General features: G+C 53.2%; 24 protein-coding genes and 1 pseudogene. 15 read left to right on the forward strand and 10 right to left on the reverse strand.

The features are described 5' to 3' along the window. The first annotated feature begins 1 nt into the window (after position 1). From EGM51_13235 to EGM51_13260, 6 genes and pseudogenes are all read left to right on the forward strand, one after another. Entirely contained in the window at positions 2-415 is a 414-nt protein-coding gene (locus EGM51_13235) for a biopolymer transporter ExbD (protein ID QBG48308.1), read from the forward strand. Between the two features lie 3 nt (positions 416-418). Beyond that, a complete protein-coding gene (locus EGM51_13240; GenBank protein ID QBG48309.1) occupies positions 419-1126 on the forward strand; it encodes a hypothetical protein in 708 nt (235 codons plus the stop codon). Positions 1127-1128: 2 nt separating this feature from the next. Then, positions 1129-2439 carry a tetratricopeptide repeat protein gene (locus EGM51_13245; protein ID QBG48310.1) on the forward strand — a complete coding sequence of 437 codons (1311 nt, stop codon included), beginning with the start codon at positions 1129-1131 and terminating at the stop codon, positions 2437-2439. A gap of 66 nt (positions 2440-2505) precedes the next feature. Next, a pseudogene (locus tag EGM51_13250) lies at positions 2506-2761 on the forward strand (DUF438 domain-containing protein). Further along, positions 2700-2918, forward strand: coding sequence for a DUF2249 domain-containing protein (locus EGM51_13255; protein ID QBG49315.1), 219 nt, complete (start codon positions 2700-2702; stop codon positions 2916-2918). The pseudogene EGM51_13250 and the gene EGM51_13255 overlap by 62 nt, the downstream one beginning before the upstream one ends. A gap of 122 nt (positions 2919-3040) precedes the next feature. Next, complete coding sequence (locus EGM51_13260; GenBank protein ID QBG48311.1) at positions 3041-3211, forward strand: 4Fe-4S dicluster domain-containing protein; 171 nt, start codon at positions 3041-3043, stop codon at positions 3209-3211. 100 nt (positions 3212-3311) lie between these two features. On the opposite strand, the gene EGM51_13265 is transcribed toward EGM51_13260, so the two are convergent. Genes EGM51_13265 through EGM51_13295 form a run of 7 tightly spaced genes read right to left on the reverse strand, consistent with a single transcriptional unit; the run spans position 3312 to position 8518 of the window. Continuing rightward, positions 3312-4601, reverse strand: coding sequence for a tetratricopeptide repeat protein (locus tag EGM51_13265; GenBank protein QBG48312.1), 1290 nt, complete (start codon positions 4599-4601; stop codon positions 3312-3314). Further along, a complete protein-coding gene (locus tag EGM51_13270; protein ID QBG48313.1) occupies positions 4577-5275 on the reverse strand; it encodes an energy transducer TonB in 699 nt (232 codons plus the stop codon). Before EGM51_13270 ends, EGM51_13265 begins: the two co-directional genes overlap by 25 nt. Next, entirely contained in the window at positions 5247-5648 is a 402-nt protein-coding gene (locus tag EGM51_13275; protein QBG48314.1) for a biopolymer transporter ExbD, read from the reverse strand. The genes EGM51_13270 and EGM51_13275 overlap by 29 nt, the downstream gene beginning before the upstream one ends. Then, positions 5645-6151 carry a MotA/TolQ/ExbB proton channel family protein gene (locus tag EGM51_13280; protein ID QBG48315.1) on the reverse strand — a complete coding sequence of 169 codons (507 nt, stop codon included), beginning with the start codon at positions 6149-6151 and terminating at the stop codon, positions 5645-5647. The genes EGM51_13275 and EGM51_13280 overlap by 4 nt, the downstream gene beginning before the upstream one ends. After that, positions 6148-7443, reverse strand: a complete 1296-nt coding sequence (locus EGM51_13285; protein ID QBG48316.1) for a MotA/TolQ/ExbB proton channel family protein — start codon at positions 7441-7443, stop codon at positions 6148-6150. The genes EGM51_13280 and EGM51_13285 overlap by 4 nt, the downstream gene beginning before the upstream one ends. Then, complete coding sequence (locus EGM51_13290; protein ID QBG48317.1) at positions 7440-8180, reverse strand: DUF3450 family protein; 741 nt, start codon at positions 8178-8180, stop codon at positions 7440-7442. Before EGM51_13290 ends, EGM51_13285 begins: the two co-directional genes overlap by 4 nt. Beyond that, a complete protein-coding gene (locus tag EGM51_13295; protein ID QBG48318.1) occupies positions 8177-8518 on the reverse strand; it encodes a hypothetical protein in 342 nt (113 codons plus the stop codon). The genes EGM51_13290 and EGM51_13295 overlap by 4 nt, the downstream gene beginning before the upstream one ends. A 107-nt stretch (positions 8519-8625) precedes the next feature. Between EGM51_13295 and EGM51_13300 the strand changes: the two genes are divergently transcribed. Together EGM51_13300 and EGM51_13305 are read left to right on the forward strand one after the other, a co-directional pair. Beyond that, positions 8626-10725 carry a hypothetical protein gene (locus EGM51_13300; GenBank protein QBG48319.1) on the forward strand — a complete coding sequence of 700 codons (2100 nt, stop codon included), beginning with the start codon at positions 8626-8628 and terminating at the stop codon, positions 10723-10725. Between the two features lie 9 nt (positions 10726-10734). Further along, complete coding sequence (locus EGM51_13305) at positions 10735-11754, forward strand: aldo/keto reductase (GenBank protein ID QBG48320.1); 1020 nt, start codon at positions 10735-10737, stop codon at positions 11752-11754. Here EGM51_13305 and EGM51_13310 read toward each other — a convergent pair whose 3' ends face one another. Next, a complete protein-coding gene (locus EGM51_13310) occupies positions 11755-12984 on the reverse strand; it encodes a threonine ammonia-lyase (protein QBG48321.1) in 1230 nt (409 codons plus the stop codon). A 274-nt stretch (positions 12985-13258) separates the two neighbouring features. On the opposite strand from EGM51_13310, the gene EGM51_13315 reads away from it, so the two are divergent. After that, positions 13259-13744 carry a hypothetical protein gene (locus EGM51_13315; GenBank protein QBG48322.1) on the forward strand — a complete coding sequence of 162 codons (486 nt, stop codon included), beginning with the start codon at positions 13259-13261 and terminating at the stop codon, positions 13742-13744. A gap of 14 nt (positions 13745-13758) precedes the next feature. Next, positions 13759-13986, forward strand: a complete 228-nt coding sequence (locus tag EGM51_13320; protein ID QBG48323.1) for a hypothetical protein — start codon at positions 13759-13761, stop codon at positions 13984-13986. 164 nt (positions 13987-14150) lie between these two features. Here EGM51_13320 and EGM51_13325 read toward each other — a convergent pair. Continuing rightward, a protein-coding gene (locus EGM51_13325; GenBank protein QBG48324.1) for an IS5 family transposase occupies positions 14151-14920 on the reverse strand; the annotation gives its coding sequence in 2 pieces (ribosomal slippage) (positions 14151-14605 and positions 14605-14920; 771 coding nt in all). A 98-nt stretch (positions 14921-15018) separates the two neighbouring features. Between EGM51_13325 and EGM51_13330 the strand changes: the two genes are divergently transcribed. From EGM51_13330 to EGM51_13345, 4 genes are all read left to right on the forward strand, one after another. Then, entirely contained in the window at positions 15019-15534 is a 516-nt protein-coding gene (locus tag EGM51_13330; protein ID QBG48325.1) for a hypothetical protein, read from the forward strand. A gap of 808 nt (positions 15535-16342) precedes the next feature. Further along, positions 16343-19276 carry an RND transporter gene (locus EGM51_13335; protein QBG48326.1) on the forward strand — a complete coding sequence of 978 codons (2934 nt, stop codon included), beginning with the start codon at positions 16343-16345 and terminating at the stop codon, positions 19274-19276. A gap of 1 nt (position 19277) precedes the next feature. Then, the gene (locus tag EGM51_13340) at positions 19278-20060 is read left to right on the forward strand and encodes an outer membrane lipoprotein-sorting protein (GenBank protein QBG48327.1); all 783 of its coding nucleotides are present in this window, start codon (positions 19278-19280) and stop codon (positions 20058-20060) included. 52 nt (positions 20061-20112) lie between these two features. Further along, positions 20113-21357, forward strand: coding sequence for a hypothetical protein (locus tag EGM51_13345; GenBank protein ID QBG49316.1), 1245 nt, complete (start codon positions 20113-20115; stop codon positions 21355-21357). Between the two features lie 157 nt (positions 21358-21514). On the opposite strand, the gene EGM51_13350 is transcribed toward EGM51_13345, so the two are convergent. After that, a complete protein-coding gene (locus tag EGM51_13350; protein QBG48328.1) occupies positions 21515-23011 on the reverse strand; it encodes a hypothetical protein in 1497 nt (498 codons plus the stop codon). A gap of 95 nt (positions 23012-23106) precedes the next feature. Here EGM51_13350 and EGM51_13355 point away from each other — a divergent pair, with 95 nt between their 5' ends. Next, positions 23107-23391, forward strand: a complete 285-nt coding sequence (locus EGM51_13355) for a hypothetical protein (GenBank protein ID QBG48329.1) — start codon at positions 23107-23109, stop codon at positions 23389-23391. Positions 23392-23506 lie beyond the last annotated feature (115 nt).

Here is a 23506-nt window from a genome sequence, read left to right on the forward strand (position 1 = left end):
CATGAGCCGAGGATTTCCACGCTATAAAAAACGGACGTTCCATCATGAAGGGGAAATCAATATTTCTCCGCTCATCGACATTGTGTTCATCCTTCTGATCTTCTTTATCGTTACCACGGTATTCGTCGACGAAACCGGTCTGGAAATTGAAAAACCGCGCGCCGCCACACAACAGGACATTGAGCGCAACAGCATTCTCATCGGCATCGATCCGCAGGGAGCGGTTTATTATAACAGCCGCGAAGTCGGCATCGGCGGCGTCCGTGCCGTGGTGAGACGGCTGCTCCGACAGGAAAGCATGCCCGTCATTATCCAGGCCGACCGCCGGACACCGACCGACCGGACCATTGCCGTGCTCGACGAAGCGCGCAGTGCCGGTGCTCAACAGGTTTTTGTATCCACACTATCCGACTGAACCATGGCATATTACACCTTTTCCAGCCTCCGGAACCCCGGCCCGTCCAGCCGCCTGGCGGGTATCGGCATGCACAGTGCCGGAGCTCTGGCGCTGACAGCACTGATGCTGCTGTTCCTCGGCTGGATGCGCTGGAAGGAAAACCACCGGATTCCAAAACAGACCTTCCGGACACTGGAAACCCTGAAAGAGCCCATTGCCCCACCTCCTCCTGCCTCTCCGCCGCCGACACAAACCCCGACCGAACCGAAACTGCCCGAACTGCCGCAGCTTGACGTTAACCCGGCGTACACCGCTCCGCCTCTGAAGGCCCGGTTGAAACCCGTCATCAAACCGCCGCTCCTTGAAACCGAATTTAAGCTGGCGGCACAACCTCAGCCGGTCCCGACAATATCCACCCCGGATCCGGGAAATCAGGAGGAGTTTTTTGAATGGAACGAACTCGACCGCCACCCGGTGCCGCTCAATAAACCCCAGGTCCCCTATCCGGCCTCACTGGCGCGGCAGGGCATTTATAAAAGCACCGTTAAACTGATCATTCAGCTCGGGCCGGACGGGCGGCCGAAAATCGAGCAGTTCGTCCGCTGCGATTATCCCGAGCTTGAAAAAATGGCACGGCAATACGCGCAGCGCGCCCGTTTTACTCCTCCGGTAAAAGACGGAAAACCCGTCACGACCCGTTTCACCTGGACCGTCAACCTTTCGAGATAATCATGAAATCAACGTTATACCTTCTTGTTTCTGCTCTGAATGTCATGGCACAGGTACCGATACCGGTTTCCAGCCTATGGAAGTCTGAACCGTTCCGGAATGAATTCACCGCCAGTTACGGCGTTGACGCCGCTGTTGAACCGCGGATTTCCGCGGAGGAAAAACAGGTACTCGATTCAATTGCCGGTAAAATGAGGGATGAAAACCGAAAGGGCGCTATCGCCAAACTCGAGGAAAGTATCTGGCTCGCGAAAAGCGCCGCACTGCAGTTCACTCTGGCCAATCTGCTGGTGGAGGAAAACCGCGCCGCCGACGCAATTCCGTATTTTGAAAAAGCGATCGAACTCTATCCTTCCTTCCGTGATGCCCACCGTAACCTTGCCCTTGCGCTGATACAGGAAAATCAGATCGATGCTGCAATGAAACCGCTGATTCGAGCCATTGAACTGCGCGCATCGGATGGCCTGACCTATGGGCTGCTCGCCTACTGCCACAGTGAATCCGGGCGGTTTTCCTCCGCCCTTCAGGCCTACCGGCAGGCGCAGCTGCTGATGCCCGATGAATGGCAGTGGAAACTCGGCGAAGCTAATGCACTCCTGATGCTGGGCGAATATGCATCAGCGGCGGAGCTGTTCGGTGAACTGCTGGAACAGCAGCCGAAAAACGAACAGCTATGGCTTGCGCAGGCCGATGCCTATCTGGCTGACGGCCGGACCGAACGCGCGATTGCCAACCGCGAGGTTGTGCGGCGCATGGGTAGACTCCCCCCGGACGGCCTATTGGTGCTTGGTCATCTTTATCTCAATATCGATCTGCCCGACAGCGCGATCGATTGCTATATATCCGCTCTATCCGGCATTGAACTCCCGGACGCTCTGGAAGCCCTTGACCGCCTGATCACATCCAGACATTGGAAACAGGCCGAAATCCTGCTTTCGGAAATTTCAACCGAAGACCCCGCCGTCAAACGCGCCGAAGCATTTATTCAGGTTCAGACAGGAGAACTGCTGACCGGCATCCGGATTCTGGAAACCATTGTGGCGGACGACCCGATGGATGCCGAAGCCCTGCTCATGCTGGGGAAAGCCTACCGCCGGACAGATCAACTGGAAAAATCAGCGCTGGTTCTGGAACAGGCCGCCCGCAGTAAAAGCGCCAAACCGGAAGCCCTGCTGCTTCTGGGACAGGTCCTTACCGAGCAGGAACAATATGAACAGGCTATCCTGGTTCTGGAACGCGCTAACCGGCTGCAGCCCAATCCCTCGGTCGCAGAATACATCGCGGCGATCCAAAACCTGCTTCAGCATCCCTGAAGGCCTTGCCTTTGTTTAGATTTCATCTACGCTGTAGTACTGAAGCAAGTCAAGGAGACCTTTCCGATGAGCGAACTGATTCATAACACCGAGCAACGCCGTTAACTTTTAAAACATACTCCATGAGGGTGCGGCTCCTGATCAGGTGAAAAAGAAAGTTTCCGAGCTGCTTGCCACGATTCCCCACGGCGATGTTGTGGCCGTGGAACAGGAACTGATTGCCGAAGGACTGCCGGAAGGGGAAATTCTGAAACTGTGCGATCTGCATCATCCGGCTCGATGTCGCCGAAACCATTCAGGCCGGCGGAGTTCCGCTGGCTGAGGTCCTCGATGCCGCACACTCCCTGAAACCAGGGAATATCCTCGAATTAACGGTTCCATTTTATCCGGCACCGATCATTGAAAAACTCCGCCACGAAGGATTTAAGATCTGGTCACAGCAGCACTCCAACCCGTTCATCACCTACTTTACACACTGACACATTTTCAGCTCACCTAAATTTGATACGCCGTTCAAATTTCGTGGAAACACCGTTTTTACGTGCATCCACGTCGACCCGTGATACCTTCTGCCCCGTTAACTTTAACCAAGGAGCTTATCATGGCCTATGTAATTTCCGACGAATGCACCAGCTGCGGCGCCTGTGCCGCCGGTTGTCCGGTGGAAGCCATCAGCGAAGGTGAAGGCAAATATGTAATCGATGCAGATACCTGCACGGACTGCGGTGCCTGCGAATCCACCTGCCCGATGGAAGCCATTTCCGCCGGTTAGTCTTTATCCAAAGACTGAACATGCAAAACCCCGCCCTCAAGCGGGGTTTTTCTGTATCCGAAGGGCGAAACACAGTCTCAAAACAAGAGCCATCCTTCAATCAATCCTCTGTCAGTTTCAACAGGGCCTGCGCTGTCGGATCGGCGGGATGTTTTTCCAGATACGTTTTAAGGACCTCCGCGGCCTCCTTCATCCTCGCTTCGCGAATAAGCCAATGCGCATAATCGAGCGCTATCGGTGTCCGGTATTCCGGATCCAATGTCATTCCCTGCAGCAACCATTTTTCAGCAAAGGATGATTCCGCGTCCATGGCGTTCCGGGCAGCCCATCGCCAGAGCACCGCATCAGGCTCCGGATACCGCAGCATGCGGGATAACGCCTCATCCGCGCGGTCGAATGTGCCGCTCCGAATGTAGGTTACCGCTGCGACACGCCAGTAGGCCGCATCATCCGACGGCTCGATTTTTCCCACCCATTCCCGCGCGGTTTCAAAATCCTCCCCCATAATAGCGGCCTGTACACAGTAAAGGGCGGTTTTCCGGTCCGGCGAATTCTCCATCAGTATTTTCGCCTGCGCCACTGCCTCTTCAAAATGACCGGCCGCCAGCTGAGCCGACAGATGCATGCGCCGCACGTTCATATCCTCCGGATCAGCCAGAACAGCAGCCTCCAGCCGGGCCATCTGAAGATTTCCGTTATTTTCCGATCCGGCCGCGCGGCTCTGCCACCATTTTACCTCCAGCGGCTCCTGGAGCAGCATCGCATCGGTTGCACGGACCAGCGCCGCCTGATCTTCGGCTTCCACCGCCTGCTGAATATCCATTTCCCGGATATAGCGGGAAGCGGGAAAACGCATCAGACCCCAACGTATAAGTTCCTGAACCAGCCGGGGATCCCCGCTTTGCGAAGCAAGACTGAGATAGGATTCCAGTGCTGCCTGATCACAGGAGGACAAATCAATATGCCGGCCGAACAGCTGCAGCGCTTCGTCACTCTGCTCCAGCTCCACCAGACAGACCGCCAGTGCCAGACCGAACTGCGAATCGGGATTGCGCTGATAGGCCTCACGAAGAGCGGCTTCGGCGTCGACCGGTCTGCCCTGTGCCAGGTAAACCTGACCCAATGCGTTATACCACAGTGCATTTCTATCGCCGTTAAAGGTTTCCAAAGCCGTCTCCGCACTCTTCCAGTCCCGGGCCTCCAACGCCAACTGCACCTGTTCAAGGGTTTTCCCAAGCTCCGGAGAGATCGAAGGCATAGCCGCGGATACAGAAGTACACAATAGAAAGACGTACAAACCGCAGGAACACCAGAAAGCTAAAACATTGCATTTAAAAAAACAGGTCATGTCTACATTCCGTTTCATTATCTTGCCCCCGGCGGAATCCATTCCAGCCGTATACGTTTGGTTACAGCAACCGGCTTTCCGTCTTTAACCGCCGGTTGAAACCGGGCATGAGCCGCTCCCTTCAGAGCAGCTTTTTCAAAAATGCCACGCGGCTCGGAAGAGATTACACGCGCACCGGCCACTCTGCCGGTTTCAGAAATATCAAATTCGATTACTGACACCCCGCTGATTCGCCGGACCCGCGCCGCCGCAGGATAAAACCGGTCAAAGACCGCGCGGTTAAGCAATTGGGCCGAATGATCCGGCCGGCCGTCACCCGACCCGGAATCAGAGACGATAGAATAACTTCCAAGATCGGGCGAAAATGTACCGGGTATCGGCTGCGCTGAAAGCTCGGGATAAACCGGCGCCTCGATATCGAATGGGAAATCAAAGGCCGGCAGTCGGGCCGGAGCGGCAGACGCCGAAGGCAGCACCGATTTCCAGGCTCTGGAAGACGCTCCTGATGAAGCCGGGGGCTGATGCGCAGGTTCCGGCGGCGGAGGGTCATTAATGATCGAAGCCGTATATACTTTTTCCTGAACAGCAGCCGGTTTCTCCACCTGCTGAATAATGGAGCCCAGCAACAGCAGATTCACAGCAAGACTGAATGCCACCGAAACCGGCCAGCGCAACCAGACGGAGGACCTATTCCTTTGCAGCTGCAAGGTCGACATGTGCTGCCCCCGCCTCCCGGCTTACATCCATTGCGTGCATCAGATCGGCCGTACTGGTCCGGCCGTCTGCATGAATAACCACATGACTGCTCTGCTTTTTCGCCAGCTGTTGGGCAATGGCGGCCTGTGCAAAATGGCCCACCATTTCGTTTCCAACATAAAGATCTCCCCGACGGTCCACCGAAACATGCACGGCAAGATCCTGCACCCGTTCCGCCTGCGTACTGGACGGCGGGTCCAGTTCGACTACCGATTCCTCCGTCATCCGCGCTGTCACCAGGGTAAAAATCAGCAGCAGAAAAACCATATCGATCATGGGCCCCATATCGATGGAGGCAACGTCTTTATCTCTGGACCGGAGTCTGCTTTTCATGCCTCGTCCTCCAGCATAAATTCATTTACCAGCTGACGCCCGCGCTCATAGAGCAGGTCAGAGCGACGCTTCCAGATGCGGTGAAAAAACATACCGGGAATCGCGAGTACCAGCGCATACTGCGTGGTCAGCAGTGCTTTATCAATACCCCCCTCCATGCCTCCGGTCTGCGCCTGATAAGCACTCATCAGTCCGCTGACGGTTCCCAGCAATCCCAGCATAATCAGCACCTGCACCAATCCGGCAATAAGGGTTGTTCCGGCCGTCAGCCGTTTTTTCTCGCGGGCCAGCAGATCCTCCAGCGCATCGCCGCGTTTCCAATCGCAATACTCCGTATCCAACAGATTCTTCCAGGCCTGTTTGCGACGATCCGGTTTCCAATAGGGCGACAACGCCTCGCAACCGCGCTCGAACAGCAGGATAAACAGCAGCAGACCCAGCGCGCCGATGATATAGAGCCAGGGACCGCCGGCTTTAAACCATAAGAGCACGGTTCCCATCATTGGACATCCCCGCTCTGTTCCGCAATCACCGCCATCATGGCATGACCGGCCTGCTCCAGCCGGATGACCCGGCGGTCAATCAACCGGTTGAAGGAGGCATGCAGCAGCAGTAGCGGAACCGCAACAACCAGCCCGACCTGCGTCGTTATCAGCGCTTCCGAAATACCCTGTGAAAGCGCATCTCCACCGGCGTCCAGTCCCAGCGACTTAAATGTCTGAATCATCCCGGTTACAGTTCCCAGCAGCCCCAGCAGCGGAGCAATGGCCGCGCACGCGGCAATCATCGTCATAGAGCGTTCCAGGCGCGGCACCTCTTCGAGAATCGCATTTTCAATATGCGCCTCCATTTTATCCCGGGCCACTTCACGGGCATGCACCCCTTTATGCAATACACGCTGCAGCGGCGTAGCCTGGGCATCCACCAGTTCGTGCACCTTTTCCCAGTCCGTACTTCGGGCAGAATCCATCACCGCATCCAGCAGCTCCGGAGGACTGCGATGTCGGAAAATATTAATGCAGCGTTCTCCAACCAGCAGCATTCCGAACAGCCCGACCGCAATAATCGGATAAAGAAAAATGCCGCCGGCTTCAAGATAGTGCTGAATGAAGCTCTTCTGCACCGGAGCCGAAGCAAGCCGCAGACTGACATCAATCGGGATACACCCTTCACCCACCTCTTCAGGAGCAGCTCCAACCAGATAAGCATGACCGTCCGGTGTGGTTTCAACCCAGCCGCACTGCAGCGGCCCCTCTCCCAGCGCTATAGTCTGAACCGCACCGATTTCAAGCACCGGAACGGTTGCCGCTCTGCCGGTGTGATCCAGCAGTTCAAGTTCATGCCGGCGCAAAGCGGTTCGTTCAGATAACGAGCCCAGCTGGTTCTGAATCCCCCTTTTCAACGTTTCACGGATATCACTCCACAGCTGATCCGGCATCACAGTAACACGGGCCGCAGTCAAAAGTTCACGCAGCAGCTGCTGATTTTTCGCCGCCGCCAGCGAATGCCGGAGTTTCAATTCCTTAAACTCCTCTTCCGCCTTTACCAGCTCCAGCGACGCTTCAGCAGCATCCGTCTTTGCCGCCTCCAACGCAGCATAGGCCTGCTGAATTTTCTGCTGCAGCTCCTCATGTTCAGCCTGCACGTCCGAACGCAATTCCGCCAACGCTTCTGACGCCGCCTCCTCTTTGGCCTTCGCCTGGTTTAAGAAATCATCCGGCGACCCGGCCAATGAAGTAACGGCAACCCACAGTGCCACAATAAACATAAAGATCTTCCGGGTTTCCACCTTCATGGATTCACCTCCCGAAACGGTAGATAGATCCAGTGCGGAGCCCGTCGCCCTTCCATGATCTGAAAGGCTTTACGCAATTCATCCTTCGCATCTCCGGATACAGGAAATTCGATAAGCCCGACCGCTTCGTCCGTATTCTCCGGCGGAACCAGAAATCCGGCACGGTCTCCGTTTTCGTCCAGCCACCAGCCTAAAGAGGTTCCCACCAGCAGCGCTTTTACCTTTACCGCCTCGTCGTTCAGCAGTCCGACCGTCACCTGCACATCCACCTGCTGCATGGCGTCTTCTGTTGCTTTCCAGCGCGACATCGTCTGCTGCCATTGTTCTTTGAGCTCACCGTAGGCCTGTTCCCGGGCAGGCACCGTTCCCGGAATCGATACCGCAGCCAGCTGATCCAACGCCGCATGAATTTCATCCATCAGCTCAATGCACGCCTGCTGCACGCCGGCTCCGGCCTCTTCATCCCGCAACAGCTCAGCCGATGCCGCCTTGTATTGCTCCGCCTGCTTTCGGTCCGCCTCCGCTTTAATACGGGTCTGTTTCTCGACCGATTCCAGGCTCGCCAGCAACGTTTCCATCTTCGCCTTATTTTCCTGCCATGCCCGGTATTCTGCATCGCGGGCACTGCGCAACCGATTGGCTTCCGCCAAATGGTTTTCCACCTGATTGTGTATCGGCAGCTCGTCAGCCAGAACCGCCGCAGAACACCATGCTACAATAAAAAAGATTTTCTTCATGTATTCGGCTCCAAAGCAGCAATCACCACCGGGGCCCCGTCATCAGGTGCGGTGACAATGGTTGATTCAATCCCATAAAGCGTTTGGACTAAATTGGAGCTGACAATATCAGAAGGTTTCCCCTCCGCCACTAATTTTCCATCTTTCATCGCCACCAGACGGTCGGCATAACGCGCAGCCGCAATCAGGTCGTGCAGAACCACCACCACAGTCTTCCCCTCCGCCGCCAGTTCCTTGACCGCGCTGCTCAAATCCAAATCCAGTTCTCCGGTGACCGAAATCGCCTCGTCCGTCGGATACGACGATGTGCTCCATTTTTCCGTGTTTTCTGCAAGCATTTCAGCTGCTCTCCCTCCGTATTTTTCCCAGAACCGAACCCCGTCACCAAACAACCCACTCTTAAATACATATTGCAAAAATGCCTATTAAATTTTAACATTTATAAATGAAACCGGTTCATTATGTTCTGCTGCTGATCTGCTGGAGTTTCCCGGCTCAAGGAGATCAACCCCATTCCTCAGTTTCCAATCCACTGGAAACCATCGTGATTCATGGACAGCGGCCCCGTCTGACGGCCTATGAGCTGACCCAGGCGGAACTGCTGGATGATGTCCGGAATCTTGATGCCGGACATGCCGCCGCATCGATTCCCGGAATTTCTTCGGCCTGTGCATCAGTTGATGCACCGGAACCTTCCATCCGTGGACTGGGCTGGGAGCGGGTGACCACGCAGCTTGATTTTCTTCCGATCTATGGAAGCTGTCCCGCACGTATGGATCCGCCCACCGTTTATCTCACACCGGAAGCCATTGAAAACCTCGTTATCATCAAAGGCCTGCCCTCCGTAACCTACGGACCAGGCGGAACCGGCGGACGGGTCATGGCGCGCACAACAGCCGACCCGGCACAGCCGGCCCTCAACAGCACATCGGCTCATGCTTCGGCCACCTATAACGGTGGACGCGACGGTTTCTCCGTCCGCGCCGGCGGAAAGGTCGGTAACGGAACCGTTGAAGCCGGCATATCGGCCAACGCCATTGATTTCGACGACTATGAATCCGGTTCCGGCCAAACCGTGCCCGGCGAAAACCGATCATACGGTGCCGGCGCGACGCTCCGCTGGACACCTGATGCAGACAGCGGATACTGGCTTAACTGGAACGGTCATAGAACAGATCATCTCGACTATCCCGCCCTCCCGATGAATGCCACGGATGTGGATTCCAATATCCTGACGTTCGGCTCACGCCTCCCGGTTCATGGCGAAATGTTTCAGGCGCTGGAATGGCAGGCCGGAATGGCCGATATAGACCACACCATGGACAATGACGGCAAACCGAACCGCAGTACCATGGAAGCGGAAGCGGTTACCGAATCGCAGACTTTCGGTGCACGAATCGCCACCGAATGGAATTTCAGCCCGGATGCGGACTGGACCATTGGAGCGGACGGACATTACCTCTCCCGCGATGCCCTGCGCGAACGTTATATGGTTGCGTCCGGCAACACATTTTACGATCCCATCTGGCCCGATGCTGCCCAGGGGCAGCTTGGCCTCTTCATCGAACGTACGGCCCTATTCTCCAATGGCCGTAAACTGCGACTGGGCCTTCGTTTTGACGGCGTTGACAGTGCCATCGGCAAAGGCAGCGAACCGCTCGATCTCCCGCTCGCCGTCTTTGGAACCGTCGATGATGCCTACGCCTATTTTTACGGGGAAGACGCCCGAGACACAGACCGGACCGAATTTCTGATTTCCGGAAATGCACTCTGGGAAATCCCTCAGACCGATAATCTCCAGTGGTTCCTCGGTGCCGGTGCGGTACAGCGATCCGCCAGCGTTACCGAGCGCTATTATTCCTTCGCTCCGGCTTCCGGCGGATACCTCGTCGGCAATCCCGATCTCGATCCCGAAACCAAATTTGAAATAGACGGTGGTGCCTACTTTTCCGCGGAATACGTTGAAATCGGGGTGCAGCTTTTCGCCGCGGGTGTCCAGAACTACATCCTCGAAACCGGTATTGCTTCGGAGGATGTAAACGGCGACCTTACTCCGGATCAGATCCGCGGGTTCCTGAATACGGACGCCCTGCTGACCGGCGGTGAAGTGGACGGAAATATCCGGTTTTCGGATCACTGGAGGATCCCGTTTTCGGCAGCATACGTTCGCGGCCGCGATCTTTCCGAAAATGAGGACCTTCCCCTCATTTCCCCCCTCAACGGTCGCATCGGATTCCGCTGGGATGGAAGCTCATCGGTTCAGCCCTGGGCGGAAGCGATCGTTCACCTTGCCGCCAAACAGAGCCATATCGATCCGCGCTATCCCGAAACAGAAACCCCCGGCTATCAGATTCTTAACCTGCGCGGCGGTTTCCGGCTGCCCTGCGGCTGCAGCCTCGAAGCCGGTGTGGAAAATGTTTTCGATCAGGATTATACCGACCACCTCAGCCGGACCACGGTTTTTACAGTAGGCGACCTCGCCGCCGGTGAAAAAGTTCCAATGCCCGGAAGATTCTTCTATGCATCCATTTTATGGAGTCTGTAGACTGTTCTCATGAAAAGACGAGAATTACTTCAGCAGATGGCGGTTGCCGGAACGGTGCTGGCTCCTCCGGCCTCCATGAGCAATACTTTACCCTCCGATTCGCTTGGATCTGTACTGCCACGCCGCACATTGGGAAAAACCGGAGAAGAAATCACCTGCCTAGGGCTGGGTGGATACCATGTCGGCTGGCCGGACGATGAAGCGGTTGCCCAGGCCACAATCGAAAAAGCACTCGAAACCGGAATCCGTTTTTTCGATACCGCCGAAAGTTACGGCGAAGGCCGCAGTGAGGAACGATACGGAAAATTTCTGATTCCGAAATATCGGGACCACATATTCCTGATGACCAAAACCGGCGCACGGGATGCTCAAACAGCCCGCGAACATCTCGAAGGTTCGCTGCGCCGCCTGAAAACCGACCATATTGATCTCTGGCAGATGCATTCCCTTGATGACCCCGCTGATGCCGATGCCCGTCTCGAAGCCGGCGTTCTCGAGGTCGCAATGAAAGCCCGAGAAGAAGGTAAAATCCGGCACATCGGTTTCACCGGCCATGCATCGCCCTATGCCCATATCCGGATGACGGAGCACAAAGATGTTCTGGAAAACTGCTCTACCTGTCAGTTCCCGATCAACCCGGTGGATGCTGCCTCCAGACACAGTTTTATTGAAAACACCCTGCCCGTCCTGCAGAAAAACCGTTTCGGCGTGCTGGCCATGAAGACGCTGGCCGACGGCCGCTTTTTCGGCCGCAAAGTGATGAATGGAAAAACAATGTGGACCCTCGACAAACCGGTGGTTCCCGATGTGCTTTCCATCGAAGAATGCATTCATTTTGCCCTCTCGCTTCCCGTCAGTGTGCTGATTACCGGAGCGGAAAACCCGCAGCTGGTCGAAGAAAAAGCGGCCATGGTCCGGAACTTTTCCCATCTTTCCGGAGAACAGCGCCTCGCTCTTTCAGACAAAGTCGCTGCATTTGCCGCAGCCGGCAAAGTCGAATACTATAAAAACGACGACCTCCGCACCTGATCAGTAAACCCGGTTCACCGGATAACCGTGCGATTCAAGCGCACCGAGAATCCGGTCCACGTGGGCATGACCGTTCGTTTCCACCGTAACTTCCAGCTGCACCTCTTTCAGACGGTCGAGCGATTTAAACTGGTTATGATCGAGTTTGATGATATTCGCATTTTCATCCGAAAGAATTTTTGAAACCGCCAGCAGCTGACCCGGTTCATCAGGCAGATCCACCGAAAAACAGCAGATGCGGCCGCGTCGTACCAGACCGTTATCAATCATCGCCGACATCGTTACCACATCGATATTACCACCGCTCACCACCGGCACCACATTCCAGCCTTTGGCCCCCAGTGCATGCAGCGCCGCCAGCGCCAGCACCCCGGAATTTTCCGCCACCAGTTTGTGGCGTTCCAGCAGCAGCAGAAAGGATTCCATCAGTCCGGAATCCGGAACCGTAATGATGTCATCCACCAGGTTCCGGATAATTTCAAAAGTTTTCACCCCCGGATTTTTCACCGCCACGCCGTCGGCAATCGTATCCACCTTTTTCATGGGGACAATGCGTCCGGCTTCGAGCGATTTCTTCATAGCACACGCCCCCTCCGGTTCCACGCCGATCACCTTGACCTCCGGCCGCAACGCCTTCACCGCTGTCACAATTCCGGCAATCAGTCCCCCGCCGCCGATCGGCACAAGAATCGCATCCACATGTTCCAGATCCTGGAGAATTTCCAGTCCGATTGTCCCCTGACCGGCCATCACATCCTCATCATCAAACGGATGAATGAAAACATGGCCTTTTTCTTTTTCCAGGCGCCGCGCTTCGGCATACGCCTCATCATAAAAATCGCCCGCCAGCACTACATCCGCCCCATACCGCCGCGTCGCCTCAACTTTAATCAGCGGTGTATTTTTCGGCATCACAATCGTGGCCTTCATCCCCAGCTTCTGCGCCGCCAGAGCCACCCCCTGCGCATGGTTGCCGGCCGATGAAGAAATCACACCGCACGCCTTTTCCGCATCGTTCAGATTCGCCATTTTAAAATAGGCCCCGCGCAATTTAAACGCCCCGGTCAACTGCAGATTTTCCGGTTTCAGATAAACCTGATTTCCCGACTCCTCGCTGAACACCGGACTGTGAATCAGCTCGGTGTGCAGCGCCACATTCTCCAGGGTGTTTGCCGCATCTTTAATTCTATCGATGGTTAACATGCAATCTCTCCATAATCCGTGACGCATCGTTTGTCATTCAGATCATCCTGCCGGGATTCAGCATAAATTACAAACCCCGCGCTCCCCTTCCCCGCACCTCATCCCGCCAGCAGGGCCACTGCCGACCGATTTTTTTCATTCGGTCGAATTCTTAAAAAATATAAATTCTATATCGAAACAATTAATTTTATTCTTTATAAAAAATGGCTCGCAACCTGATCATATCGGAGATTACGGACCCTCATATAACACCCTGAATTACGGTCGTCCGTCTAGCACACTGTTGGGAAAGGAAATAAAAATGGCACTAATCAAATGTCCCGAATGCAAAAGCAAAGTCAGCGACAAAGCTGATTCGTGCCCGACGTGTGGGTTCAATATTTCGTCCTACACTCCCCCAGTCAAACCAGAAAAAAGAGAGCTAACGCCTGAAGAACAAAAAAAAGCAAACAAAGGTTGTCTGATTGGCATTGTTGTTCTGCTCATTCTAGCGGCCATTGGTTCTTTGATTCCCGATGAAGATAAAAAATCCTCATCCTCAAGTCCCAACAACTCGGGACTTACACTTCAAGCAATGAAAGTTGTACGACATCAACTGCAAGATTACGGCAATGCAAACTTCATAATGAGCTCGATACAGACCACAAAAGTAAGCGACAAATACTACGTCATAGGAGAATTTGATTCTAAAAATGCTTTTGGAGCAAAAGTTAGAAGCACATTTGCCGTTGAATTTATAAAGAATAGTGGATCTGGCTATAAAGCTACTCATGTTCAAATTAAATAGCTTAGGGAGGAAACATGAACAAAAATGAATCCAAACGGGAAATACTGATCGAATGGGAAAAGTGGGCAGAAGACCCAAACTCTGATAATTACGAACAAATGGATCGTTTTTACAGGTGGTTAAGTAAAGAAAGACCAGAGCTCTTTACATGGAAAACACCATCAGCAGATAATCCCATTCAAGAGTCTGATTTTCGGTGGCAGGACGTTCGTGGTTGGCTAAACATTCGAACAAAAAAATAATGAAAATTCCCAACCAGAGCCTTGATCCTACTGTGAAAACGCCCGTTGATTAGGTCAAAGTTTATGAGCGCCGGCGGCTCATTTTTAACGCTCGAATTAAGGAAGCCAAATGAAAATTAAAATTGCACTTATAAGTCTACCCTTACTTTTTCAATTAGGGCGTGTTAACACAACGGAAGCATGTCCACAGTCAGGGCGAAGTGGATGAACGCACAGAACATTACGTCGAGTTTCTCGAAGCGGGAGAAGATTCGACGGAATCCTTTTAAGCGGCGGAACAGGCGCTCCACTTCATTGCGCCGCTTGTACATTTCCTTGTCGTATTCCCAAGGTTCAAGTCGATTGGCCTTGGGCGGCACAACGGGAGTGAGGTCAAGATCGAAAACCAGCTGCCGGGTTTCATCTCCTTCGTAGGCCTTATCCATCAATACATTGCAAATGCCTTCAGGGCGATCCTCGCCCCAGCTGGCCAGTAGTTTACGACCTTCCGGACCATCACCGGCTTGTCCCGGGGAAAGGGAGAAATCCAGTGCGATCCGGGCGTTGGCGGCGATCAAATGGATCTTGGTAGTCCAGCCACCACGGGACTTTCCTATGGATTGTTTGCCGTTTTTTTTAATGCGCCGGTTCCGTCGGGATGCACCTTGATCGAGGTGCTGTCGATGGACACCGCTTCAAGGTTGATCTTCACGAGCTGCTGTTTCTGCAGTTCATCGAACACGTTTGCGAGAACGCCTTTTTTTGCCCAGCGGTTCATGCGGGTGTAAATGGTGTGCCAGTTTCCAAAGCGAGAGGGGAGTCCGCGCCACTTGCAGCCGTGCTCGGCCACATAGAGAAAGGCGTTTAAAACCTCGATATTGGAAAGAGTTACGTTGCCTCGCTGCACCGACAACACATGGGCGATTTTGTCGTACTGGGCTTCGGTTATTTTCATATAAAGATAGTACCAGACTTGTTTTATATTGCAAGCATAAGTGTTAACAGGCCCTAGGAACAACAGCAGCACAGCTCACTCAGCTATGGGAATCTGACTTGAGTGATATACCCACTAATGGATTGCCGTTTGATGGAGAAATCGTTGATATCGCTGAATTCCCTTCAGGGGAAACTGCACTAATCAGCCTACCAACGTATACAAATATTCACATTATTGTCTTAGATGATAATGGAGATTATTTAGCGCAATCCGACATTGAAACCACGCAACGAATTTATGATGACATTGCAATCCGTTCGAATCACTCAACAGATAAATTCTTAGTCATATACTCCTATTCAGAAGGGGGTAGCGATGTACTGCTCTGCTCAGTAAGTAACTCGACAATTATAAGCGAATCAATTGGTGTCGAAGCACCAGACTACTCCAAATATGATGCACCTTACAGAGGTGGTATTTTTAATGCTTACAGTGTGTTTGATAACATCGCTACGTTCTACGACTACTCGCATACAAACACCACACTTATAAAATACTCTCTAAATGCAGATTCACCCCAATTAGCCGGAGGAGAGGAGTTATATCGGGTCAGCAGCAATCGAATTTTGTAATTTCATGGGATTCTATAAGTGGCGAGCAGTATCAAATCCAATCTTCTTCTGATCTCAATACATGGATCGATGTTGGCCTCCCAATTAGCGGAAACGACTCAAGGCTCAACTGGACGAATTCAATAGAGACCAACACTTATTTCTACCGTGTTATAATAAAGTGATTCGAACCAGCTCATAGCATCTACTTGGCCAACGCCAGTTGATTAAGTAAAAGCGGATCATGAGAAGAAAAGGTGTCAGTCCTGAATGGCACTAAGTTAAGAACATTTGAATAGGCTTTCCCTCTAAAAGTGCAGGCGAGCCACCTAAACGGCGGGGTACAGGTTTGTATCGCAGGCCGCCGGCCTGCCCTGTAAAGAGGATGATTTACATTTAACTTCGTGCCATTCGTGTCAGGCCTATTTTTCGCTTCTTTCTTTTTACGCTTTCCAGGGCCTTTCATATCCCTCAGCAGAAATCCGAAGGAGGCGTACCGGGTTGAACATTCTTCCTCATCGCTGCGGCCGGGTGAGATCACAACCTCCGTCCGAAAGCCTCCCCCTTCCCCAGGCCCCATCCCGTCCAGTCATCAGACCTTATATAATGGATTTTTAATATTTTTATCTATTGACATATTAATATATGTGAATATGTTTATCGCCAGAACGCCGGAAGTCCCGACCGGGTGCTGCGGAATAGTATCGGCGCACACGATCAGTCCGGAGAGCTTTCGATAGAACTGCGGTTATAAAAATGAATTTATTAATTACGGATTGGTTTATACGGGTTTATAATCCTGATCCTGTCCGTTGCGAAGAGGTATGAAATGAAACGTTTGAAAATAACATCCTTCAGTATCCGCTTTCCCTGGATCATCATGCTGATCGCCGTGGCGGTCACCCTTTTCTTCGGAGCCCAGTTTCCTAAAGTTTCGTTCGATAACGATCCGGAAAACATGCTGGCGGAGGATGAATATATCCGCGTGTTCCACAATCAGGTTAAAGCGCGTTATAACCTCTACGACTTTGTGATTGTCGGTATCGTGAACGAGGAGCACGAGGATGGTATTTTTAATGTGGAAACGCTGGGCAAAATTGACGCCCTCACCCGCGAGCTGATCAGCCTGCATCGGAATGCCGACGGCAAACCGGAGGTTATTCGTGACGGCCGGCCCTATGCCCCGGCGCTTGAATCGGACAGTGCCTGGGAACGCGGTCTGGCCAAGGTGTTCGGCAATGATGTCAACCGCCTGTTCACTGCCGACGGCACATCGGCCATTATCGCGCCGGAAATCATCAGCCCGAGCGTGGTCGACAATATCAAACAGGCCGACCGCGGACAGCTGGCGATTGAATACCTGATGGAAAAACCGCCGGCCTCCCGCGAAGAAGCGCTTGCGATCAAGCGTGATGCCATGAACAACCCGCTTTATAAAGACACGCTGGTTTCCGCCGACGGCAAAGCCATTGCCCTCTACATTCCGATTCTGGAAAAAACCTATTCCTACAACGTTGCCAACCTGATCGAAAAACTGACCGCCGACTGGGATGATGCGGATCAGATTTACATTACCGGCCAGCCCGTGGCACAGGATACCTTCGGCGTGGAAATGCTGGTGCAGATGGCCACATCCGCGCCGATGGCCGGTTTGGCGATTTTCCTGCTGCTGCTGTTCTTTTTCCGTCGGATTTCCCTGATCATTGCTCCGATGATTGTTGCGGTGATCAGCGTCGTCGCCACCATGGGCCTGCTGATCGGACTGGGTTATGATGTGCACATCATGAGCTCCATGATTGCCATCTTTCTGATGCCGATCGCCGTTGCCGACTCCGTGCATATTCTCAGTGAATTTTTTGATTCGTATCACAAATACCGCAACAAAGCCGAAACCATAAAATATGTGGTCGGGCACCTCTTTATGCCGATGCTTTATACCTCGCTCACCACCATCGCCGGGTTTGCCTCGCTGGGCACCACCCCGATTCCTCCGGTGCAGGTGTTCGGCCTCCACGTTGCTTTCGGCGTGGCGCTGGCCTGGGTGCTGACCATGACCTTTGTCCCGGCCTATATCATGATTTTTGTCCGGACCAAAACCCTCGACCAACTGAAACCGGCTGAAGCGGAAGATCATCACGGCGCGCTTGGAAAGGCACTGGGCGGACTCGGTTCCCTTTCCTATAGACGCTGGAAACTGATTCTTTCACTGACGATGATCACCATCGTGGTTTCCGTCGTCGGAATCTCCCGCATTAAGGTCAATGACAATCCGGTGAAGTGGTTCACGCAGAATCATCGTATCCGGGTGGCCGACCGGGTGCTCAATGATCATTTCGGCGGAACCTATACCGCCTATCTTACGCTCAAACCGGCGCAGACGATGGCTTCAACCTGCGACGAACGCATCGCCGAAATGAAAACCGCCGCGGAAGTCCGTTTTTCCACGGCGCTTCCGGAAGCCTATGCTGAATTTGAAACCATCCTTTCCAACGCGGAATTCAAACAGGATGAAAACCGTTGTTTTGTCGCGCTGATTGAACAGGCCGGGAAACTGGACGAAAAAATTTCCGGAGCCTGGAATGACCTCGGCGATGAAATTAATTATCTCGACCCAGAAGGACTCACCTATGAAAAAATGACCGCCGCGATTTCCACCATCGGCAACGAAAAGATACGCAGCACATTCCTGAACCGCATAACGGATTTCAGAGCGCTGAAAGGTGCTGAACTGCAGAATAAGGCCCTTGATATTATTGATGAATACAGCGCGTTCTCCTTTACCGACTTTCTGTATGAACAACGTGCCAATGGCAATGCTCCGGCCTTTAAACGTCCGGCACTGCTCGCTTATGTGGAACGCCTGCAGGAACACATGAAAACCATTCCGGGCATTGGAAAATCCAGCTCGGCCGTCGATTCGCTGAAAAAGGCCCATTATGAGCTGAACTATACCGCCGAAGCTTCTGCGGAGCAGAATGATGCCTTCTATTCCATCCCCCCCAATCCCTCCGCTGTTTCGCAGGTCTTCATCCAGCTCGAAGGCATGAAGAAAAAAGACAGCCTGTTTCATCTGGTAACCAAAGACTATAATGAAGTGAATATCTGGATTCAGCTGAAAAGCGGCGACAACACCGACATGGTGGCCGTGGTGAAGGATATTGAAAACTGGATGGCGGAAAACCCCGCGCCGGTCGAACTGGAAACCGGCTGGGCGGGACTGACCTATCTGAATGTCGTCTGGCAGGATAAAATGGTGGCCGGAATGATGAACGCATTGCTCAGCTCTTTCGTGGTGGTGCTCATCATGATGATGGTGCTGTTCCGTTCGCCGCTTTTCGGTCTGCTGGCCATGCTGCCGCTGACCGTGACCATTACCTTCATCTACGGGCTGATCGGCTGGGTCGGCAAGGATTACGACATGCCGGTCGCCGTACTATCATCGCTGACGCTGGGACTCAGTGTCGATTTTGCCATCCATTTTCTGGAACGCTCGCGCGAGCTTACCGCCCGCTACGGCAACTGGAAAAATGCGGTTCAGCATATGTTCCTCGAACCGGCCATGGCCATCAGCCGCAACGCCATCATTATTTCCATCGGCTTCACGCCGCTGCTGTTTGCGCCGCTGGTGCCGTATAAAACCGTCGGCTTTTTCCTGGCCACCATCATGGCCGTCTCGTGGCTGGCCACCCTGTTTATACTGGCCGCCCTGATTACCGGGCTGCAGAAATGGATTTTTAAAGATCAGAAAACCATGGAGAGATAGAATGAAAACTGTACTCACAGCAATAACGGCCCTTGCACTGACGCTCGGCGCATACGCCGGAATGACCGTTGATGAAATTGTCAATAAAGCCAACGAAGCCTCCTACTATGCCGGACAGGACGGCAAAGCCGATGTCGAAATGAAAATCATCGACAAATCCGGCGCCGAACGCATCCGTGAATTCACGCTGCTGCGCATGAACGTGAAGGACGGCAACCAGAAGTTTTATGTGTATTTCAAAAAACCGGCCGATCTCTACAAACAGGTGTTCCTCGTCTGGAAAGAAACCGGTGAAGGCAAAAATGACTCCCGCTGGATGTGGCTGCCCGCCCTCAATCTGAAACGGGAAATTGCACCGGGCGATAAACGGACCTCGTTTGTCGGGTCCGACTTTGTCTATGAAGATGTCTCCGGCCGGAACCTGAGCGAAGATCATCATGAACTGATCGAAACCACTGACACGCAATACATCATTAAAAACACCCCGAAGGATCCGGACAGCGTGGAGTTTTCCTATTACACCATGAAGATCGACAAGAACACCTTTCTTCCGCGGCGGGCGGAATACTACGATAAAAACGGCAAGCTTTACCGCACCGTCGAAGCCACAAAAGTGGACGTGATCCAGGGCTATCCGACCGTCACGGAATCGGTGGTCTCAGACCTCAACACCGGCGGCAAAACCATAAACACCTTCTCCAATATCCGGTATAATATCGGCCTGAAGGAAAACATTTTCACCGAGCGTTTTCTGAGAAGACCGCCGCGGGAAGTCACGCGGTAGCAGAAACTCCGCAGGCGCGAAAAAAAACGAAGGGCACGTCATGAAAAATAAAATAAGCCGGATCGGACTGATCAGTCTCATAAGTCTCATTCAGAGCGCGAATGCCCTGGACACCGATCTCCACGGCTTTGCCGAAACGCGCGCCGGAGCCCGGACTCAGAATGATCCGACGCAGGATCAGATGAGTCTGGGGGAAGTGCGGCTGCAGCTTGATTCGCTGACCTATTTCGACGCGGCGGAGCTGCAGGCCCGGGCGGATTTTGTGTATGATGCGCTGGAGCATGACCCGGAGGACATTGATCTGGACCGGGGTACCGGGTTCATCGATCTGCGCGAGTTGAATCTGCTGTTTTCTCCGGTCGATTCGGCCGACGTAAAAATCGGCCGCCAGATCCTGACCTGGGGAACCGGCGATCTGCTTTTCATCAACGACCTCTTCCCCAAAGACTGGAACTCCTTCCTGCTCGGCCGCGACGAAGAATATCTGAAAGCCCCATCGGACGCCGTATTCGCCAGCTGGTTTCCGGCCATGGGAAGTTTTGACGTTGCCTTTATGCCGAAAGCGGATTCCGACCGGTACATCGACGGCACCCGCCTCTCCTACTGGAACGGGTCGAAAATATCCGGGAAAAACTTTACCGCCGAGGAACGCGACCAGTGGTTGAAAAATTATGAATTTTCTGCGCGCTATTACCGCCCCGTACTCAACTGGGAAGGCGCGCTCTATTTCTATAACGGATTCTGGAAAAGTCCGGTCGGATACGATCTGACCGAAATGGAATACTATTTCCCCCGGCTGAATGCCTATGGGGCCAGCGCCAAAGGATCGATCGGAAATGCTCTGGCGAATGTGGAAATCGGCTATTACGACTCGCGCGACAGTTCTGACGCCACACACGTTGTTCCCGAGGATGAGTTCCGGTTTCTCGCCGGTTATGAACGGGAAATCGGCAAAGAACTGACCGCCGGATTTCAGTATTATGCCGAGTGGATGATGGATTACAGCGACTATGAAGCCACCGCCGATCCGGATGCGAAACGGGATGAAATCCGCCATGTGCTGACGCTGCGCCTGACGAAAATGCTGATGAATCAGAATCTGACCCTCAGCCTTTTCACCTTCTGGTCCCCCTCCGATCAGGATGCCTATTTCCGCCCGAATGCCGGCTATAAAATTTCGGATCACTGGACCGTGACCGCCAACGCCAACCTCTTTGTCGGAAAAGATGACCACACCTTTTTCGGACAGCTTGAAGATAACAGCAACATCAACCTGGCCCTCCGTTACAGCTTTTAACCGCTTGCATCCCTATCCGCGGGCTGGGATAGTCGGCACAGTACGGAAGGGGCCGATTGTCTTTCCGGAACGGCTCAATGCTGAACCCGTTGCAATCGGCCGTCATAACAGCGAACTGCTGGATGGGGAAAGCGTCAGAAAAAATGATTCTTTTTTTCTACAGCAGCGGAAGCCGCACCCGCGCCGAATATCCGTTCAGTTTGCGAGAGAGAGCATCCTTCAGCAGAGGTACACCGCCTTTACTGAATCGGGCGGAATAAACCTTCACCTCCTGCTGCATCACTGCAGCCTCCTCCACCTTCGCATCGACCAGCAGCATTTCGAGAGCGGAATACAGTTCCGGCCGGACATTTCCGGTGGCCGAAACAAAGCCTGCAGCCCCCTGCTGAACCGGTTCAAAAATATGGGTACTCGACCCCACAAAATACCGTGGTGTATGCTCCATAAGCTCAAAATTCCGCGCAGAATCCTTGAGTCCGTAGTGCGACACTTCACGAAGTATTTTCGGGGTAATTCCGTTCCCCGTATGTTTCGGGAAATTATAAAGCAGAAACGGAACATCCGCCTCAGCTTCCAAGGCCTGGAAATACTGAATGATACCGGCTTCCGGCAATCCCGATGGATAGATCGGCGGCAGAACCGCCACCGCATCCGCCCCGAAATCGTTCGCCCAGCGGATTTCGGTTTTATTCTGTTCCAGTCCGGTTCCGCCGGCATGCAGAATGATTATTCCCGGAAAATACCGCCGCGCCAGTTTCAGCAGCTGTTTCCGTTCCTCCGGCAGCAGCGAGAAAAATTCCGCCGTCGTTCCATTCACCATAATCCGGTGCACCCCATGCTGCGCCAGAAATTCCAGATGCCGGATAAACGCGTGCTCATCTATTTTCCAATCTTCGGAAAACGGCGTCAGCACCGGAACAATCAACCCCTGCAGCCCCACCTCGGTGTAGCCGGACTCGAAAAGATCGTTGTATTTCCGAAAGAGCCCGGCCGAAACCGACTCAATTTCCAGATGATAATCCTCATCGCAATAAAGATGCAGATCCGCCCACTTTTTACTTTCCGCACCATATTCAGAAAACTCGCGCAGATTACTCTGCAGAAACGTGGCAATCGCTTTCTCCCGATCATACCCCCGCCTTTCAATATCGCGGTCAATCCGCGTGGCCAGCTGCGTCTTCCAATCGGAATCAATAAAGATCGAAAAATCAACCTGCTCGCGAAATACAGGATAGGTTGAAACCTCACCATCCAGCAGATTAAACTTTCCCGGAACAAAGGCCTCAGTCTGCCCGGCTTCTCCTGTAGACGAATCATATACCGGTTTCTGAAACGTCCGACCGGCTTTAATTTCAGCAAAATGCTCCTGCATCAGCTCCAGCTTATTCGCTTCCGGGTGCGGACCGTAGATCTCCTTCTCTGCCCGGAATGCTCTTGAGGTTTTATAGTCATCCAGCCGCAGTGTCACCGCATTCGGCAGACACGCCTTCAGTGCCCGGGCAAAGGTCGATTTCCCCGTACCGCCGGGACCTCCGATGGCCACCAGAACGGAGCCGGCCTCTGCAAACTCCTGTTTCAGCAGTTCCGCAACAACCTGTTCCGGAGCACGGTGTTTTCCGTTTTTTACAGCAATGTGGGTTTTGAATTTATGCATGGCGAGGGAATGTACCGGTTTTTCAATGATTGGAAAACCCACTTTCCAAGCTTTGGAAATAACGCTACCCTGAAGTTATTCAACGGAGGTTCATTATGCGAGGCCACATTATTATAGAAGATCGATTTATGCATCAGGGGATCGATCATCATCTGTTCGTCACCAAAGCCGACGGCGCGGAACATGAATACCGCTTCGAAGTCCGCCGCACCGCCCCCGGTGCCGATCAGCCGGAAACCATTTATGAAAAAATCGAAGATCTCGCCGCCCGGATCGAGCAGGATCCGAATGCCGAAATCGGCCATCTCCTCTGCAGCAAACTCAGCATCATCAAAAAAGACGTCTTCACCGAAGAAGACCTCCGCGCCAACGACCCGTAACACCACTTCTTCATTCCAGTAAAATACGCAGAGGTCCCGGCCATAGTCTGCAACTCAGAAACAGCTTCCCCCAATTTAACACACGCAAGCCGGTAAAATGCCGGGAAACACACCG

The sequence above is a fragment of the Verrucomicrobia bacterium S94 genome, from assembly GCA_004299845.1.
Taxonomy (GTDB): domain Bacteria; phylum Verrucomicrobiota; class Kiritimatiellia; order Kiritimatiellales; family Pontiellaceae; genus Pontiella.